Consider the following 18,545-nt stretch of genomic DNA (forward strand, 5'->3'; position numbering starts at 1 on the left):
TGCGTGAACGTATCGAGAAGGCGTTGATATGACCGGGAGAAGGACGTGACTAGCGTTCGCGCACCTTGGCCACGATCTGCCACATCTCCTCGCCCACATCGATGCCACGCGGGCATTGGCGCGTGCAGGCGCGCACCGACTGGCACGCGGCCACGCCATCGGCCGTGTCGATGGCCTCCAGACGTTCGGCGGTCCGCTCGTCACGCGAATCGTTGACGAAACGGCTGGCCCAGATCAGCGCGGCCGGACCGATGAACGCGTCGCCGCCGGCATACACCGGACACAGACCCTCGCACACGCCGCAGGCGATGCAGTTGGTCAACGTCTCGTATCGCGCCAGCTGTTCGGGATTCTGCAGATACTCGAACACGTCGACCTTGCCCTCGCTGGTGGTGGCGAGCACGCCGTCCGCCTGCAGATAGGGCTTGAGCTTGCGGATCTGGTCGAGCATCGGATCGATGTCGGCGACGAGATCGCGTTGCACGGGGAACCCAGGCAACGCGGCGAGCTCGATCACGCCCAGACTGCCGTCGGCGTCGGCGATGGGGGAGCCGGGAACGGCCGTGTTATCCGAATCGGTCGTGGCGTCGCCGGTCGCACGGAATCCCTCATCATCGGCGGTCGGACCGGAGCCGGCGGGCTTCGCCCAATCCTTCACCATGGCGGTGCACAGCAGGTTCGGAGTGCCGTTGATCGACACCGCGTCCGAACCGCACATGCCATGACCACAGGAATACCGGAAGGCGAGAGTCGGATCCATGGTGCGTTTGATGGTCAGCAGCAGGTCGAGCACGCTGTCCTCCGGGCCGGCGGCGACCACATACTCCTGCACCCACTGTTTGCCGCGCGGGCGACGGCGCGCGGACGCGGCGCCGGAGTCACCGAACGGCGAGCTTTTCTTCGCGAACGGGCTGCCGCCACGCGCACGGTCGCGCTCACGTTCGGCGCGTGGGGTGAAACGATGGATCTGCAAAGTCACGGTGGTGTTGGTCATACGTTTCTCTTCCTTAGTATTCGCGCTTCTGCGGCGGCATGTCCACGATGCGCACCGGCTGCCAGGCGACCGTGCCGTCGCCGTCGGTCATCGAATGCGCGAGGAAACATTCATCGTCGCGTTCGGGGAAATCGGTGCGTTTCAGTGAACCGCGTGACTCATGACGCGCGTCGGAGGCGGTGAGCACCGCTTCGGCCAGGGCGATAAGATGGCGGGTCTCCCAGATGGCGGTGACCTCCTGGTTGAACGCGGCGGTTTTCTCATGGGCGGTCAGAGCCTGGGCACGAGGCGACAGATCGTCTCGCAACGCGGCCATCGCTTCGGCCAGACTAGCGGCGTCGCAGCGCACGGCGGCGGCGCGCTCCATCACGCCTCCCAGTTCGGCCATCAGCGCGTACGGGTTGTCGTCATGTGGGGCGACCTCGTCTTGTGGCTCGGCCGGGCCGGCAAGCAGGGGCTGCAGTTCGGCCTGCCGGGTGGATTCGACGGCATCCACGGCCTGTTCCAAAGTGCCGTCGATATCGGGATCTGCCATCGGACCGTCCACCGGGTCGTCGGCGATGCGCTTGGCCATCGAGGAGCCGGCGCGTGTGCCGAACAGACAGGCGTCGAGCAGCGAATTGCCGCCCAAACGGTTCGCGCCATGCACGGACACGCAGGAGCATTCGCCCGCGGCGAACAAACCGGCGACGATATGACGCGCACCATCGGCCCATTGGTAGACCTCACCCTCCGTGGTGACGGGAATGCCTCCCATCGTGTAATGCGCGGTCGGTTTGATCGGCACCCAATCCTTGGCCGGGTCGAGGTTCGCGTACTGTTTGACCGTCTCCACCACTTGCGGCAGCACGGCGAGCATATGCGCCTCGTCGACGCCGGTCAGATCCAGCCAGACGCAATCCTTCGGACCGTCCGGATCCTTGGGATCGGCCACGCCGCGGCCGGCGTCGATTTCGGCCATGATGGAGCGGCTGACCACGTCGCGGGCCGCGAGATCCTTATGTTCCGGCGCATAGCGGGCCATGAAGGCCTCGCCGTCCGCATTGCGCAGGATGCCGCCTTCGGCACGCGACGCCTCGGAGAGCAGAATGCCGGTATGGGCCAGACCGGTGGGATGGAACTGCACGAATTCCGCATCCTCCAGCTGCAGTCCGGCGGCAAGGGCCAACGCCATGCCGTCTCCGGTCAGATCCCACGAATTCGATGTGGTGTGGAACAGACGGCCCGCGCCGCCCGTAGCCAACAGCACATTATGCGCGCGCACGGCATGTGTTTTGCCCGTATGCGTGTCGTAGGCGACCACGCCGGCCACACGCGACCTGTCGTCGGTGAGCGCCAGATCGGTCACATACCATTCCTCGGCGAATTCGACGCCGGCGGCCACGCATTGCTGCCATAGGGTGTGCAGGATCTGGTGCCCCACACGGTCGGCCGCGTACGCGGCGCGTTTCGCCGGCTCTCCGCCGAAATTCTTGGTGTGGCCGCCGAACCGCCGCTGCGCGATACGACCCTCGTCGGTGCGCGAGAACGCCACTCCCTGACGCTCCAGATTGATCACGGTCTCAGGGGCGTGTTGGGCGAGCAGCAGCGCCGCGTCCTGATCGACCAACCAGTCGCCGCCTTTGACGGTGTCGTAATAATGCCAATGCCAATCGTCGTCGTCCACATTGCCCAAGGATGCGGCGATGCCGCCTTCGGCCGAACCGGTATGCGAACGCAACGGCTGGAGTTTGGATACCACCAGCACTTTCGGTTCAAGGCCTTGCGCGCGTAGATCCTCCATTTCCGGGGAGTTCAACAACCCCAGCGTCGCAGACAGTCCGGCCGCTCCGGCACCGACGACCACCGCATCATACATATCTTCCAACTGCTTCGGACTCATACCCACGATTGTCCCACAAGGGGAGACCGACGTCTCCGCCACAACCGCGCCGGTGTCGTCGCATCATGTCGGGGCGTCACCTGTGGGCGTGGCGACCCCATCATCCAAATCGATGACGCCCAGCAGCTCCAGTTCGCCCAATGTCCCCATCAGCTTGGCGATGGTGCAGTCGCTTTCGTTCCGCTCACGGCGCAGAATGCCGAGCAGAGCGTCCGGCGTGGAGTAGAGATGCTGCTCGCGGCATGTGGCGATCGCCTCCATCACGCGCCGTTGTGGGAGAGTCAGCGCGATGGGGGAATCGGATGGATCCGGCATGGGCGCGGAATCCTCTGGTGGGTGGGGTTGTGCGTCGTCGACCGTTGGTGGATGTTCGGCCGTGTGCGGACGCTTGCGGAGGTTTTCGGTTGCGGGAGCGCGCAGATCCGGTATGGGCGCCGATTTCCGTATGCCGTTCGACGGCGTCGGCGGGGAGACGTTCCGCCGAGGGCGTGCGGAAGTGGTGGGCGGTGATACGGGGTGGTGCGCTTCGTGGCAGATATCCTCGATCGAGGTGGCCGCGCACAGCAGCATCGCCTTGTTCTGACTGATGATCGCGTTGCATCCCGCGTTGATCGGCGAGTTGATGTCTCCGGGCGCGGCGTACACCTCGCGTTCCAATTCCGCCGCCCACCCGGCCGTGTTCAACGCGCCTGACCTCAGACGCGCCTGGGCGACCACCAGCGTGGAGCTCAACGCCGCGATGATGCGGTTGCGCAGCAGAAAACGGCGTGCTTCGGGAATCGTTCCCGGACAGAGCTCGCTGATCAGCGCGCCTTGATTCGCTTCAATGCATTCGAACAGTTGTTTGTTGCGCAGCGGTCCCATATGATGCAACCCGCCGGCGAACACGGCCACGGTACGTCCCGCATGGCCTTGCGGCAACTGCTCCGCCGCGCGCAACGCGCCCCAATGGGCGGCGGCGTCCACGCCCATCGCACCGCCGGACACCACCGTATGTCCCGCGGCGGCTGCCTGCTCGGCTACGGTATGCGCCACATATCGGCCGTAATCGCTGATATCGCGCGAGCCGACGATGCCGATCGGCTTGGGACAGCTGACCAACGCGTGCGGATCGCCCTTGCCCCACAGGCAGAGCGGCGGCGCCCAATCCGAACGAATCGACAGGTCCATCAACTGTTCGGGCCAACAACGATGGTGCGGGGCGATGATCCATTGCGTACCCTCGGCTGTGAACCATTCGCCGAGCGTGGTCACATGCGCCGAGGGCATTTCGCCCATACGCGCATGCCATCGAACCAGTGAGGTGTGGAAGGCGCGCATCGCCTGCGGTGTGACGGAGCGTCCCCAACGGGCGATGCCGGTGGCGAAGGTCTGGTCGAGTTTGCCCAAGGATCGTTGTTTGCCGTCATCGCTGCGGTTGGGCGCGGTTTCGGCCAGCAGATGCCAGAGCTCTTCGGCGCTGGAACTGCCTTTGAGCAACGCGACCATGAACGCGTCGGCACCGTCGAGCAGAAAGGTGAGCGCCGCGCGGTACAAGGTCTCCGCGTCGGGTTCGGCGGGGGAGATCGAATGGCGCGATGCCGATGCGTCCGTCCGCGTCGCCTGCGCGGTCCCCTCCGATCGCGGTTGCGGCACCGGCCGGTCCGTACGATGCGAAAGGGCCGTTTGGTCGGATGGGCTGGTCACGGTTCGTGGATCTTGCGGAATCTCCGACTGGTCCGGAAGGGGAGGATGGGTTGCGCCGTTCATGTCAGAACTCCCGGGTTTTCATGGCGATCGCCTGGCTCATCATATCGGCGTCGGGACTGGTCGCTCCCGCAAGATCGGACAGCGTCCACGCCAATCGCATCGCGCGGTCCGCGCCGCGCAACGTCAGCCGTTGCGTCGACAAAGCGTGGTTCACCAAGGTCATCGCATGTTGGGAGGTGTTGTGGTGCAGCCATGAGCCGGAGGCCTGCGCGTTGCAGCTCCAACCATTTCGACGGAAGCGTTCGGAGGCGGCCGCCCGCGCCTGTATGACACGGGCCCGGATCGTCTCGCTCGCCTCACCCGGATCGGCGTTGCCGTTGGCTATGCGGGAGACCGGCGGCACTTGGATCTGGATATCGATACGGTCGAGGATCGGACCGGACAGACGCGCGAAATAGCGCATACGGTCTTTCTCCCGACAGGTGCACAGTTCGCCTTTGCCGAAGGAATACCCGCACGGACAGGGATTGCTGGCCATCACCAGTTGGAAACGGGCCGGATAATAGGTGGTGCCTTTCGCCCGGGATAAGGCCACATACCCCGATTCCAACGGTTCACGCAGGGTTTGCAGGGTGCGGGCGGAGAACTCCGGCGCCTCGTCCATGAACAGCACGCCGCGGTGCGCGCGTGTGATCGCGCCCGGCGCGGCCAAACCGGCACCGCCGCCCACCAGCGCCGCCGTCGACGAGGTGTGGTGCGGCGCTTCGAACGGCGGCACATCGCTGATGCCGTATTGGGGAAGCGTGCCGCATAGCGAGCGGATCGACGCCACTTCAAGCTGCTCCGCCTCGTTCAGCGGGCACATGATGCCAGGCAGACGCGAGGCGAGCATGGTTTTTCCGGTGCCGGGCGGCCCTGTCATCAGAATATGATGCCCGCCGGCGGCCGCGACTTCAAGGGCGCGTTTGGCGTTCTCCTGTCCGAGCACTTCGCGCATATCGCCCGCTTTGACGGCGGCCTGCATGGCGATATCGGCCGCGGAGGAATCCCCTTGGGACGGTGGGCCGTCGGGCAGCGTGTATTTGGCGTTGCCGCCCATCAGTTCGATGAGCTCGCCCACGTGGCGCACGGCGACCACATGCAGTCCGTCGATCATCTCGGCCTCATCCTGATTGGCGTACGGCACGATGACATTGCGGATATCACGTTCCCGCGCGCGCAGCAGAATCGGCAGCAGTCCGTGGATGGGCAGTACGGAGCCGTCCAGATTCACCTCGCCCAACACGATGGTCTCGGCCAGGCAATCGGGTGGGATCGCGCCCGCCGCGGACAGCACGCTGGCGGCGATCGCCAAATCATGCGAGGAACCGCGTTTGGGCAGGCTCGCCGGACTCATATTCACCGTGACGCGTACGGACGGCCAAGTGAATCCGGACGCCTGACAGGCGGATTTCACTCGTTCGCGCGCCTCCGATAGCGAGGTGTCGGGCAGTCCGATGATGGAGAAATACGGCAGGCCGGGGCTGACGAAGGCCTGCAATTGGATGATGAAGGCCTTCAATCCGATCAATCCGACCGACAGCGTGCTTCCGATGGGCATTCCCTCCTCCTTTCAATGTCGGCGCGGCGGCCGTGCGAGACTTTTGCGCTTAGAACGCGTTGGCGATGTGGTTGATCACAGGTCTCTGCCCGCGCGGAATGATGGTGATGACATCGAAACGCACGCCGTGATGCGCGATGCGATGCGCCGGATCCATCAGCCATTCGACGGCGGCGTGACGCAGATGCTGCTGCTTGTCATGCGTGATCGCCTCCTGCGGCAGTCCGTAGTGCAGGGAACGACGGGTTTTGATTTCGATGAACGCGATGACGTGGCGCGGATCCATCGCCACGATGTCGAGCTCGCCGTAACGCGTCTGCCAATTGCGGTCGAGTATCGTCCAATCATGAGAACGCAGCCATGCCGCGGCATAGTCCTCGCCGGCCGCGCCAAACTGCCGGGAGGTGAGTCTGCGGTCGCATAACCGCATGGCGAGGTCCGTCAGCGTGTGCCCGCCAGCGGAGGGAACGTCGCCAGATTCCGGCGATGCTGTCGACGGCGATGATGCCGGGTGGCTTGTCGGCGAAAGCGTTGGGGATAGTGCGATGGTGTTCATGTTTCCACTGTCGGCGACGCGTGTGGTCGCGCGCAAGCGGGAACGGCGAATGTGAATCCAACGATGGGAATCGGCGTGTTGTGGATTCAAGGTGGATAACTATTGCGATATCCACCGATTCCACGGCGATGTGGATAAGCGGTCGGATATATCAAAATGGCCGTTCCGAAGAACGGCCATCAGGGAAACGTCAGGTGCCATGAAAACTTCACGGCCGGAACGGCGAACGGCTACTTGACCAATCCGGTCAATTCGCCCAAGTTGAGTTCGAAGCTCACGCCGCGCTCCTCGAAACGCGGCTGGTTGCGGGTGCTTTCCATCGCATGGCGCACGAACTCGCCGGCGATCCTCGCGGACTCTCCCAGCGGGCGCCCTGCCATCACCGCGCCGCACAGAGCCGAGGCGAACGCGTCGCCGGTGCCGTGGATCATGTACGGCAGCTTCTCATGCACGAGTTCGACCTTCGAGGCCGCGCCGGTTTCGGCCGAGGCCACGAAATTGCGCAGCGTGCCGTCGCCGCGGTCGATACCCTTCAAGACCACGTTTTTCGCGCCCAAGGCCAGCAGCGCGTCCAGCCAATCCTCGGCCTCGGCGTCGGTGAGGTTCTGGCCGGGATAATCGCGGCCGGTCAGAATGCTCGCCTCGGTCAGATTCGGCATCAGCACGTCCGCGCCGTCGGCCAGCGCGCCCATCGCCCGGCACAGTTCCTCGGTGTAGGTCGGGTACATCTTGCCTCCGTCGCCCATCACCGGATCGACCAGACGCAGCGCGCCGGGATACTCGCGGTAGAGGCGCTGGATCAGCGCCACCTGTTCGGCGGAGCCGAGGAACCCCGAATAGACGCCGTCGAGCTCCACGTTCTCCTTGCGCCAGGCGTCGAGATAGCCGTCGAGAATCTCGGTGGTGTCGTGGAAGGTGTAGTCGGCGTACATCGTATGCGCGGAGAACAGGGCGGTGGGTACTGGGCACACATCGCAGCCGGCGGCCGACAGGATCGGAATCGCGGCGGTCAGTGAGCACTTGCCGTAGCCGCACATATCGTGCACGGCGGCCACGCGCGGAATGTAATGCGGGTCGCGGTCGAACAGGGTGACATCGGTCATCGAAACCTCCAGAAGGGCTATGGAACGATACTGCTGGTACCGACTGTAACGGATGGGCGGCGGGCGTGCGGAACATGTCCGCAATCCGACGGGAATCGTCTCGGCGGAACATGCCGTCGGACGGCCGCGGAGAAGACGCGCAAGCCGTCGTATCGGCGTGTCGCATCGGATGGAGGCGTGGTTTCCGCCGGGTTGAGCAGTGCGGCATCCCAATGATCCCAACGAGTTAGAGGGGGTCATAAGCAACGGCGATAGCGTTCGGCTTGCGCCGCGCGAGGCCGCGCAGGTAGCTTCATAACCATCACCTCGCCAACCGCCGCACGGCGGACGGGCGACGGGCGGAAACGAACCACACCAGCCTCACCACACGGAAGGAATCTCATCATGGCTGAGAAGAACGCGAACTACCGTTTCGAAACCCTGCAGCTGCATGTCGGCCAGGAGCAGGCCGACCCGGCGACCGACGCGCGCGCCGTGCCGATCTATCAGACCACCAGCTACGTCTTCCACAACTTCGACCATGCCGAGGCCCGCTTCGGTCTGGCCGACGCCGGCAACATCTACGGACGCCTGACCAACTCCACCCAGGGCGTGTTCGAGGACCGCATCGCCGCCCTCGAAGGCGGCACCGCCGGCCTGGCCGTCGCATCGGGTGCCGCGGCCGTCGAATACGCGGTGCGCAACATCACCCAGTCCGGTGACCACATCGTCTCCGCCAAGAACATCTACGGCGGCACCTACAACCTGCTGCGCCACACGCTGCGCCGCGACGGCATCACCACCACCTTCGTGGACACCGACAATCCGGCCAAGTTCGAGAACGCCATCCAGGAGAACACCAAGCTCGTCTATTTCGAGACCTTCGGCAACCCGAACGCCGACCTGCCCGACTTCGAGGCCATCACCGAAATCGCGCACAGGCACAACCTGCCGGTGATCGTCGACAACACCTTCGCCACCCCGTACCTGTTCCGCCCGCTGGAGCACGGCGCGGACATCGTGGTGGAGTCCGCCACCAAGTTCATCGGCGGCCACGGCACCACCCTGGGCGGCGTGATCGTCGAAGGCGGCAAATTCGACTGGGCGGCCGTGCTGGGCAAGTTCCCGACGCTGACCGAGCCGGACCCCTCCTACCATGGCCTGAACTTCTACGAGGCGCTGGGCGGGGCCGCGTTCGTGACCCGCGTGCGCGCCATCCTGCTGCGCGACACCGGCGCCACACTGAGCCCGTTCTCCGCGTTCCTGCTGCTGCAGGGCGTCGAAACGCTGTCCCTGCGCGTCGAACGCCATGTCGAAAACGCGCTGAAGGTCGTCGAGTATCTGCAGACCGTGCCCGAGGTCGAATCCGTCTCGCACCCCTCGATCGAAGGCCGCAAGGACCATGAGCTGTACAAGAAGTACTTCCCGAACGGCGGCGGCTCGATCTTCACCTTCGACATCAAGGGTGGCAAGGACGCGGCGCGCGTGTTCATCGACAACCTGCACCTGTTCTCCCTGCTGGCCAACGTGGCCGACGCGAAGAGTCTCGTGATCCACCCGGCCTCCACCACGCACTCGCAGGAGACGCTGGAGGAGCTCGAGGATCAGGGCATCCACCAGGGCACCATCCGCCTGTCCATCGGCATCGAGAACATCGAGGACATCCTCGACGACTTGAAGGGCGCGTTCGCCGCGTTGCGCGAATCCGGCCTGGCCAAGTGAATGCGTTCATGGCGGGCGTCATCCAGGGGGAGGCGCTCGGCATGAATCCGAAAGTGGCGGTGGCGGGACGTGAAGGGCGTCCCGCGCCGTCGTCCACTACATAGGAGAACACACTTACCCTGCAGGGGCCTCGCACCGAGTCATGCGGTGCGAGGCCCTTCGCGCGTTTGCCGGCCGGTGGCGGGTGGACTCGTCCTCAAGGATGAGACGGATCCGCGCGCATTTCCACCCGGCGCACGATGGGATGCGCGGGCGTTGATTCGTACCTTGGAAGTATCACCCGGCGGAAGGTCCGGGTCCAAGCAATAACAAAGAATCAACGAATAGGGGAGAACATGACTTCGCAAACCAGACTGGCCTATCCCACGGCCATCGAGGCGATCGACCTCGTCAAGGACTACGGGCGCGGCGAGAACACCGTGCACGCCCTGCGCGGCGTGAACGTGCGCTTCGAAAAAGGACGCTTCACGGCCATCATGGGGCCGTCGGGATCCGGCAAATCCACGCTGATGCACACGCTCGCCGGACTCGACTCCGCCACCGACGGCCATATCATGTTCAACGGCGCCGACATCACCGCCATGACCGACAACCAGCTCACCCTGCTGCGGCGCAAGAAGATCGGATTCATCTTCCAAAGCTTCAACCTGCTGCCCATGTTCACCGCCGAACAGAACATCCTCATGCCGCTCACGCTCGCCGGTGACAAGCCCGACCGTGCCTGGTTCCGCCAACTGGTGCGCACGCTCGGACTCGAACAGCGCCTGAACCATCGTCCGAACGAACTATCCGGCGGACAGCAGCAGCGCGTCGCCATCGCCCGCGCGCTGATCTCCAAGCCGGCGCTGGTGTTCGCCGACGAGCCGACCGGCAACCTCGACTCCGTCTCCAGCGCCGAAGTGCTGGGATTCCTGAAGAAATCCGTCAAGGAGCTCGACCAGACGATCATCATGGTCACTCACGACGCGGTCGCCGCATCCTACGCGGACCGCGCCATCGTGTTCGCCGACGGTCGCATCGTCGCCGACGAGGCCAATCCGACCGCCGAAGTGATGAACGAACTGCTCATGGCCGAACGCGACCGCGCCGCCCGCCAGGCCGCCGCCGAAGAGACTGCCATGCCCACGGCCTCCGGTCCGCGTCACCGCCGCTAATCCACAGGCTGAGATGCCTCGACTTCGCTCGACATGACGAGGGATTCCGCCCAACATGACGGGAGGGGTTCCGTCCGGCGTGACGGCGGAATCTCGTCATTCTGAGCGAAGGCCGCAGGCCGAAGTCGAAGAATCTCACGACAGGAAAGACACATCATGTTTTCCATTACTTTGAAACTTATGAAGAAAAGCGCGAGGATGCTCATCCCCGCGGGCATCGCGATTCTCATCGGCACCGCGTTCATCGCGGCGACCTTCCTGTTCGGCAACGCGATGGACTCCTCACTGCGCACCCAGCTGACCGCGCAGCTCGGCGGCGCGAACTATTTCGCCAGCCCCAAAAGCGATCGGAGCGAAGCCGAAGCGGAGTCGCTGTATTCCATGACGGTCGCCGACCTGCAACTCGACCGCATCCGCGCCATCGACGGCGTCAACGACGTGCGTGCGGACGTCTCCGTGACCATGCAGGTGAACCACGGCTCCAAACACGCCTCCATCCTCGCGGTCGGCACCGCCAAAGAGACCAAAATCCTGCCCGTCGATATCACGGAGGGCGACCAGCCCATCGACAACAACGAGATCGCTCTGCCGCAGTCCGTGGCCGAACAGCTCGGCGTGCGCGTCGGCGACACCATCACCGTCGACGGCGGCGACCATCGCGTCCAATCCGACGAACTCGACGTGCGCGTGGTGGGATTGACCGACGACCCCAACGGCGCGTTCTCCTATTACGGCGGCGCGGCCGTGGCCTCGAACAACGTGATCGCCGCCGTATGGGGATACGATGACTTCTCCCAAATCAACGCCTCCATGCTGATGCTCGACCTCGACGAGACGAAAGCCGACGCCGCGCTCGCCGACATCGCCAAGCTGCTGCCCTCGGCATTGACCACCGAATCCCGCCAGTCGTACTCCGACCGGGCCATGGAGAACCTGACCAACAACGGCACCGACATCACCACCATGTTCCTGCTCGGCTTCGGCGTGCTCGCCATGCTTGTCGCCGCACTGGTCATCGCCAACACCTTCCAGGTGCTCGTGGCCCAACGCCGCCGCACGCTCGCCCTCCTGCGCACCATCGGCGCGAAGAAGGGGCAATTGTATGCCTCCGTACTGTTCGAGGCTGGCGTGTTGGGATTCGTCGCCTCGCTGTTGGGCATCGCGCTCGGCATCGGCTTGATGGCGGTGGTATGCCGTTCCAATGCGATGAACGTTCTGATCGGCACGAAGGCCGAACTGGTGGTCACCTGGCCCGTGTTCGCCGTGCCGCTGGCCTTCGGCATCGTCATGACCGTCCTCGCTTCGCTCGGCTCCGCCCGCACCGCCACCTCCGTCACCCCATTGGAGGCGTTGCGGCCGATCGAACTGACCGACATGCGCCGCTCCAGTATGGCGCGTGGCCTGCTCGGCGGACTGATGGTGGTCGCCGGCACCGCCATGACCGTGGCCGCGTTGTGGCAGATGCACGGACTGCTGGCCACTTCAAGCGAGATGGATGACGGCTATACGCCGGTGCTGCTGCTTGCCATCGCCGGCTGCGCGCTGGTGTTCGTCGGCATGGTGGTCACCGCAGTGTTCTGGCTGCCGCTGCTCATCAAAGCCTTCGGCGCGCTTGTCTCGCTCGCCGGCCCTTCGGCCAAGGTCGCGCACGCGAACATCCAGAAGAACCCGCGTCGTGTCGCCGCCACCGGCGCCGCGCTGCTCATCGGTGTGACGCTCGTCTCCACCATCGTCACCGGCGCGGCCAGCGGCAAACAGACCATGGACGAGACGCTCTCCACCCGCTATTCGACCGACGTGGTCGCCACCGGCGACATCAGTCAGAGCACGCGCGAGGCCATCGCCAAGGTCGATGGAGTGGCGAGCGTCGTCTACGCGCCCACCTCCACCGGAACCATAACGGACGCGAACGGCCATGAGACGACCGTGCTGCTCGTCGGCATCGAAAGCAAAGCGCAGGTCGCGAACGTGGTGCGCGCCGACCTGTCCGACGCAGTCATCGACGAGCATACGGCGCTGATGCCCGAATACTCGTCGGCCGGAACCCACCTCGTCTTCGACGGCGGCCAGCGCATCGAACTGACCGACGAGGAAGGCGCGACGACCGGAACCACGCTGGACCTCGGCATCACGCAAAGCGACTACCGACGCGTCTCCAGCATGTACGGCGCGGTCGCGTTCGTCAGCGACGCCCTGTTCGACGACGGCGACATCACCGAACAAGGGCATATGACGCTGATGCGCATCGAAGAAGGAGACCGCTCCCTCAACGACATCTTCACCGAACTGCAGAACGTCCTATCCGACGAGGAGGGCGTGAGCCTGACCGGACCGGTCGCCGAACGCACGCAATGGAACGGCATCATCGACTCGATGATGGCCATGCTCGTCGGACTGCTCGCCGTGGCCGTGCTCATCGCCCTGATCGGCGTGGCCAACACGTTGAGCCTGTCGGTGATCGAACGCACCCGCGAATCCGCGACCCTGCGCGCCATCGGCATGACGCGCGGCCAGCTGCGGCGCTCGCTCGCCGTCGAAGCCTTGCTCATCTCCGTGGTCTCCGGCATGGCCGGCATCGCGCTCGGCACCCTGTTCGGCTGGGCCGGATCCTACATGGTGTTCAGCATCGTCGGCGAAACCGTGTTCCCCTTCGACTGGGCCACCAACGGCATCGTGCTGCTCGTCGCCGCGGTCGCCGCCCTGCTCGCCAGCGTGTTCCCCGCCCGCCGCGCCGTCAAGACGCCGCCGGTCGAAGCTCTGGCTGAAGCCTAAAGGAGCGTCATCCTGAGCGGAGCGTAGCGGAGTCGAAGGATCTCATATTCTTCGACTCCGCTACGCTGTATTTACCGTCTCAAAGGGGAAGATCATGTATTACGTATACATTTTGGCGAATACAAGTAATTCGGTGATCTATATCGGAATGACAAGCGACATTCATAGACGAATGTTTGAGCATAAAAACAAGTTGATTGATGGATTCACCAAACAATACAACGTGCATAAGCTGGTTTACGCGGAAGAATACCCGACGGCTATTGAAGCGATTGCTCGTGAGAAGCAGCTCAAGAAATGGCGGAGAGATAAGAAGAACGCTTTGGTCAACCAGCAGAACCCATTATGGGACGACTTGTCTCTTGTGATGTGAGATCCCTCGACTGCGCTGCGCTTCGCTCGGGATGACGGCGAAACAAGCAATGTCATCCCGAGCGAAGCGCCGTCATTTCGACGCGCACCACCGTCATCCCGAGCGAAGTCGAGGGATCTCACATGGCTAGACGAGATGGTTGTCGTAGGCGAAGACCACGGCTTGGACGCGGTCGCGGGCGTTGATTTTGGCGAGGATATGCGCCACATGGGTTTTGACGGTGGGCAGGGAGATGAACAGTTTGTCGGCGATCTCCTGGTTGCTCAGGCCGTGCGCGATTTCGATAAGCACCTCGCGCTCGCGGTCGGTCAGATCGTCGAGTTCGGGATCGGTGTAATAGCCGGTCGTCTCTCCACCGACGCCGGGAATCGCCGTCGCATACCCTCGCGCCGCTTCGGCCGCGGCGGCGGTCGAGTCATGCGACCCTGCATAGCCGTCCTGCATCATCTTCTCGATGAGACGTTTGGTGGCGGAAGGCGCGATGATCGCGTTGCCGTTGAACACCGTGCGAATCGAACCCAGCAGGGTCTCCGGTTCCGTGTCCTTAAGCAGGAAGCCGGACGCGCCCGCGTTGATCGCGGACATCACATACTCGTCCAAATCGAAGGTCGTCAGGATGATCACACGCGTCTGGCGGACGGTGTCATCGCTTGGCGTCGCTGGTCCAGTCATATCCGCCATCGGGGATGAGTCGGAATCGCCCGCGGCGGAAGTCAGCGCGGTGATGCGGCGCGTGGCCTCCAAACCATCCATGCCGGGCATGCGCACATCCATCAGCACCACGTCGGGGCGCATCCGTTCGGCCAAAGCCACGGCCTCGGCGCCGTCACGCGCCTGCCCGACCACCACCATATCGTTCTGCGAGCCGATCACCATCGCGAAACCGGCACGCACCAGCTCCTGATCATCGGCGATCACCACGCGAATCCGCTGTTCTTCACTCATACACTCACCTTATCGAATCGTCGGCCGCCGCCACGGACGGACATACCCTGATTTTTCCCTGAGTCATCCATGCGCCGCATCAGCCGTGACGCATCGCCCTCCGGCCGTCGTGCTCCTCGAAGCGCGCCTAGTTCCGTTCCCTCGGCCACCATATGGCTCATGCCGATTGGGTGGAATGGCCCGTGTTCGGTTCCGTCTCGGCGATGCCGCGCAGCTGCTCGTCCAGCGAGGCCGCGGGCGCCAGCTGCAATTCGGGATTTTCCGCCTCGGCCGTATGCGCCTCGTCGCTGAATCCGGTCTCGCGCAGCACGCGCAACAGCTGACGCATGCGGGCCAACGCTTCGCGCCCCTGATGCCCGATCGCCTCGAAGGCCGACACAATCGCCTCGCTGGACGGCTCCTCGCCGCGTGCGGCCGCCTCGTCCAGCATCGCCAGACCCGCTTCGGCCCGCGCGCTCACACTGGTGAGGGTGGCCGTCACCTCGGTTTGGATGTTCGCGCTGATGCGGTCGCGTTCCATATTCGCCGCCAGCACACGCTGCTTGGCCCGTTCGGCGCGCAACGCATCCTCGCGCGCCTGCAGCACCAGCGCGTTCGAACCGCGCGAACGAGACCACAGCGCGCCGGCGATCGTGGCCGCGCAGCACAGCATCACAATCATCATGTACATCACCGGCATCAAACGCTGATAGGAGGTCATGCCGGCGAACAGTTCGCGCTGCCCCGTCGCCAGCCGGTAGAGCGCATACGCCAACGAGAAGTCGCCGTGAGCCTCCGAGTCGGAGAAAATGGGCACCGTGGTCGACCAGACCTTCGCACCGAACAGCAGGGAGACGATCACCGAGATGACCGCATACCGCTTCCACGAGTGCCTGCGCTCGTACAGCACCGCGGAATACAGGGCCACCAAAGCGAATACGTTGGTGAACATCACCGTCGGCAGGAAAATCAGCTGGAACGCCGACACGGCGGCCACGACCAACGCCACGGCGTCGGGGAATCGACGGCGGAACATCAGCGGCAGAATGGTGCCTCCGCTGACGAACCACACGTATGCCGTCGAACCGGCAATGCTCGAGTTCGTGCCCAACAAGGTGGACGAGGTGAACGACGTGCCTGACAGCAGTGCCAACAGCAGCAATGTGCCGAGTGCGTCCATGGCCAGATAGTGGCGTTCCGTCCACTGCGACAGGCGCTCGATCCAATTGAAACGTTCGCCGTGGAGCGAATCGGGCTGGTCGATCGGCTCGCTGCGCAAAACCTGGGCCGCCGCGGAAAGAGGTAGGGGGATGGGAATGGGGAGAAGATCCCTCGACTGCGTTTCACTCCGCTCGGGATGACGAGGGAAAGGGGCGTTTCGATCGGGATGACGGGAAGAGAAAGCGTTTGGAGTCGTTTCGACAGCGGCCGGGGATGTTTCGATGGCGGTCGGAGATGCTTCAGCCGAAGTCGAGGATGTTTCGGATTCGACCGGAGCGTAGGGGAGGAATGCGGTGACCTCGAAACCGCGGGAGTCGGGACGTGGACCTGCCGCCACCGAACCGCCGGCCGCCTCGACGCGCTCGCGCATGCCGACCAGACCATAGCCGGGCTGATGGCCGTCCCGCTCCGCCTCGACGCCGCGACCGTCGTCCAGCACCTGCAAGGTCACGCCGTTGGCCTCCCAATGCTCGACGACGTCGACCCGCACGTGGGCGCGCGCCGCCGGTCCGCCCGCAGACGCCAGCGCATACTTGCGCACGTTGGTCAGCGCCTCCTGCACCAAACGGTATGCGGCCATGCTCGCATCCTCACTGAGCCGCCGCGGCGCGGGAACGCCGACGATATGACGCTCCAGCGTCCAGTCGTCGCCCGCCGCCGTCCGCGATTGGTCGATGAGGGACTCGATATCGCCGTAGCCGGCGCTCGCCGACCATCCGAACACGGTGAGCAGCCGGCGCATATCACCCAACGCGCGCTGCGACTCATGGCGGATCGTCTCCATCGTGCTGCGGGCGACCGCCGTATCATGCGCGCCCGCATACCGACCGCCATCCGACTGGATGATGATGATCGACAGCGTATGCGCCACCACATCATGCATATCGCGGGCGATGCGCGCGCGTTCCGCCAGCGCGGCGATATGCTGCTCCTCCTGCTCGCTGGCCCGCAACGCCTGCTCGCGCTCGCGCATCAGCCGCAGCGTGTACAGGCGGGCGCGTTGCCAATAGGCGAGCACAATCACCGAAACCACGCACAACGTGATCGCCACACCGAATCCGATGATCTCGCCGACCATCGTGCTGGCGCAATCAGCGGTCATCTCGAACGCTCCCGTCGAAGAGCGGCATACGCGAGCGGATGGAACCGGAGGCGACATGAACAACGGTCCCGCGTCAATCGAGAAACCACCCACAACGGAGGTGAGCACGCTCATCACCGCCGCCACCACAAGAAAAGCGTGCGTGTGCTTCGGATCGCCGTACACAATCACCGAATACAACATCACCAGCGCGGAGAAATCGCCCAACACCAGACTCGGACCGAACACCAGCTGCAACAGCGCCAACGCGACGAACGCCAGCGCGGAGGCCTGCGGCCAGCGTCGGCGAAACGCCAGCGGCACCATAACGACAATCGTCCAGAACGCGGTGCTTGAAGGCGTTTGCTCGAACAACGCGCCGGTCCCATCGGTCATTGAGGCACCGGTCACGCCGACGAACAACATCATGGTCAGCGCGCTCAATGTGTCCATGAACAGCGGATTGTCCACCATCCACCGCCGCGCGCGCCGCCACCAAGCCATGCTGTTCGTCATGAGGTTCAGCCTAACGCCTCCGCCGCACCGCCCGCCATCCGCCTCGCGGACGATGCGACCGGGATGCAATCAGGATGCGCGGCAACCGGGCTCGTCGGCACTCCCCGCGACGGGTCGCACGCGTGATGCGCATACGCCCGACGGACGGGCGCGCCGGTGCGTCGCGGTACGGTTTGTCTCGTGCAATGAGTGAGATAGAGGCATGACTTTGCTTACGAAATACTATGTGCCAGGACTGGCCATCGAAGACCACTCCATCGACGTGCCGCTCGACTGGGCCGGCAACGAGCCGGGCCGCGAGATTACCGGCGAAACCATCAAACTCTTCTACCGCGTCGTCACCGCGCCCGAACGCGTGCACGACGACCTGCCGCTGCTCGTCTTCCTGCAGGGCGGCCCCGGCGGCTCCGGTCCGCGCCCCAACAGCCCCACCTCCGACGGGTGGATCGCCGAAGCCATCAAGCATTTCCGTGTGATCCTGCCCGACCAGCGCGGCACCGGACGTTCGAACCGCGTCGACACGCACACCATGGCCGCGCTCGCCGCCCGAGCCGACTCTCCGGCCGAGGCCGCCGCCGCACAGGCCGCGTATCTGAAGCATTTCCTCGCCGACTCGATCGTGCGCGATTTCGAACACCTGCGCCTGAGCGAATTCGACGGCCGCAAGTGGGTGACGCTCGGCCAAAGCTACGGCGGATTCCTCACGCTGACCACCCTCTCGCTGTTCCCGCACGGCGTGACCGCCAGCTTCACCACCGGCGGTATCCCGCACGTGCCCGCGGACGCGACCGAAGTGTACGAGCACACCTTCCCACGCATGGTCACGAAAACCACGCAGTTCTACGAGCGCTACCCGCAGGACGCCGAACGCACCGCCGCCATCGCCGACATGCTGCCCACCGCGGCCGAAGTCGCCGAACGGCTCGCCGCCGCCGGAATCTGCGGCAAGGGGGCCGACTATTCCGCGGACTTGCGACTG

The 18,545-nt window shown here is 64.4% G+C and carries 12 protein-coding genes and 1 pseudogene; 5 read left to right on the top strand and 8 right to left on the bottom strand.

The genetic code is table 11. The features are described 5' to 3' along the window. Positions 1-49: 49 nt before the first annotated feature. The 6 genes from BE0216_RS00675 to BE0216_RS00700 all read right to left on the bottom strand — a co-directional run bounded on the left by BE0216_RS00675 (position 50) and on the right by BE0216_RS00700 (position 7,824). A complete protein-coding gene (locus tag BE0216_RS00675) occupies positions 50-994 on the bottom strand; it encodes a succinate dehydrogenase/fumarate reductase iron-sulfur subunit (protein WP_094636367.1) in 945 nt (314 codons plus the stop codon). A gap of 13 nt (positions 995-1,007) precedes the next feature. Continuing rightward, positions 1,008-2,876 carry an FAD-binding protein gene (locus BE0216_RS00680; protein ID WP_094636366.1) on the bottom strand — a complete coding sequence of 623 codons (1,869 nt, stop codon included), beginning with the start codon at positions 2,874-2,876 and terminating at the stop codon, positions 1,008-1,010. Between the two features lie 63 nt (positions 2,877-2,939). Then, positions 2,940-4,364, bottom strand: coding sequence for a DNA-processing protein DprA (locus tag BE0216_RS00685; RefSeq protein WP_143249277.1), 1,425 nt, complete (start codon positions 4,362-4,364; stop codon positions 2,940-2,942). A 262-nt stretch (positions 4,365-4,626) separates the two neighbouring features. After that, on the bottom strand, positions 4,627-6,165 hold the full coding sequence (locus BE0216_RS00690) for a YifB family Mg chelatase-like AAA ATPase (RefSeq protein ID WP_094636365.1): 1,539 nt from the start codon (positions 6,163-6,165) through the stop codon (positions 4,627-4,629). A 49-nt stretch (positions 6,166-6,214) separates the two neighbouring features. Continuing rightward, positions 6,215-6,595, bottom strand: coding sequence for a YraN family protein (locus BE0216_RS00695; RefSeq protein WP_193042820.1), 381 nt, complete (start codon positions 6,593-6,595; stop codon positions 6,215-6,217). A gap of 356 nt (positions 6,596-6,951) precedes the next feature. Continuing rightward, a complete protein-coding gene (locus BE0216_RS00700) occupies positions 6,952-7,824 on the bottom strand; it encodes a pyridoxamine kinase (protein WP_094636363.1) in 873 nt (290 codons plus the stop codon). Positions 7,825-8,208: 384 nt separating this feature from the next. Between BE0216_RS00700 and BE0216_RS00705 the strand changes: the two genes are divergently transcribed. The 4 genes from BE0216_RS00705 (at position 8,209) to BE0216_RS00720 (ending at position 13,824) form a co-directional block, all read left to right on the top strand. Next, positions 8,209-9,525 (top strand): O-acetylhomoserine aminocarboxypropyltransferase/cysteine synthase family protein, encoded by a 1,317-nt coding sequence (locus BE0216_RS00705; RefSeq protein ID WP_094636362.1) that lies wholly within the window; start codon positions 8,209-8,211, stop codon positions 9,523-9,525. 335 nt (positions 9,526-9,860) lie between these two features. Beyond that, positions 9,861-10,679 (top strand): ABC transporter ATP-binding protein, encoded by an 819-nt coding sequence (locus BE0216_RS00710; RefSeq protein WP_094636361.1) that lies wholly within the window; start codon positions 9,861-9,863, stop codon positions 10,677-10,679. Between the two features lie 156 nt (positions 10,680-10,835). Further along, positions 10,836-13,451, top strand: a complete 2,616-nt coding sequence (locus tag BE0216_RS00715) for an ABC transporter permease (protein ID WP_094636360.1) — start codon at positions 10,836-10,838, stop codon at positions 13,449-13,451. A 94-nt stretch (positions 13,452-13,545) separates the two neighbouring features. Next, entirely contained in the window at positions 13,546-13,824 is a 279-nt protein-coding gene (locus BE0216_RS00720; protein ID WP_094636359.1) for a GIY-YIG nuclease family protein, read from the top strand. Between the two features lie 126 nt (positions 13,825-13,950). Here BE0216_RS00720 and BE0216_RS00725 read toward each other — a convergent pair whose 3' ends face one another. Beyond that, on the bottom strand, positions 13,951-14,769 hold the full coding sequence (locus tag BE0216_RS00725; protein ID WP_094636358.1) for a response regulator: 819 nt from the start codon (positions 14,767-14,769) through the stop codon (positions 13,951-13,953). A 157-nt stretch (positions 14,770-14,926) separates the two neighbouring features. Beyond that, on the bottom strand, positions 14,927-17,566 hold the full coding sequence (locus BE0216_RS00730) for a sensor histidine kinase (RefSeq protein ID WP_094636357.1): 2,640 nt from the start codon (positions 17,564-17,566) through the stop codon (positions 14,927-14,929). 202 nt (positions 17,567-17,768) lie between these two features. On the opposite strand from BE0216_RS00730, the pseudogene BE0216_RS12165 reads away from it, so the two are divergent. After that, positions 17,769-18,485: pseudogene (locus BE0216_RS12165) on the top strand (alpha/beta fold hydrolase); the annotation flags it as partial. Positions 18,486-18,545 lie beyond the last annotated feature (60 nt).

The sequence above is a fragment of the Bifidobacterium eulemuris genome, assembly GCF_014898155.1.
Taxonomy (GTDB): domain Bacteria; phylum Actinomycetota; class Actinomycetes; order Actinomycetales; family Bifidobacteriaceae; genus Bifidobacterium; species Bifidobacterium eulemuris.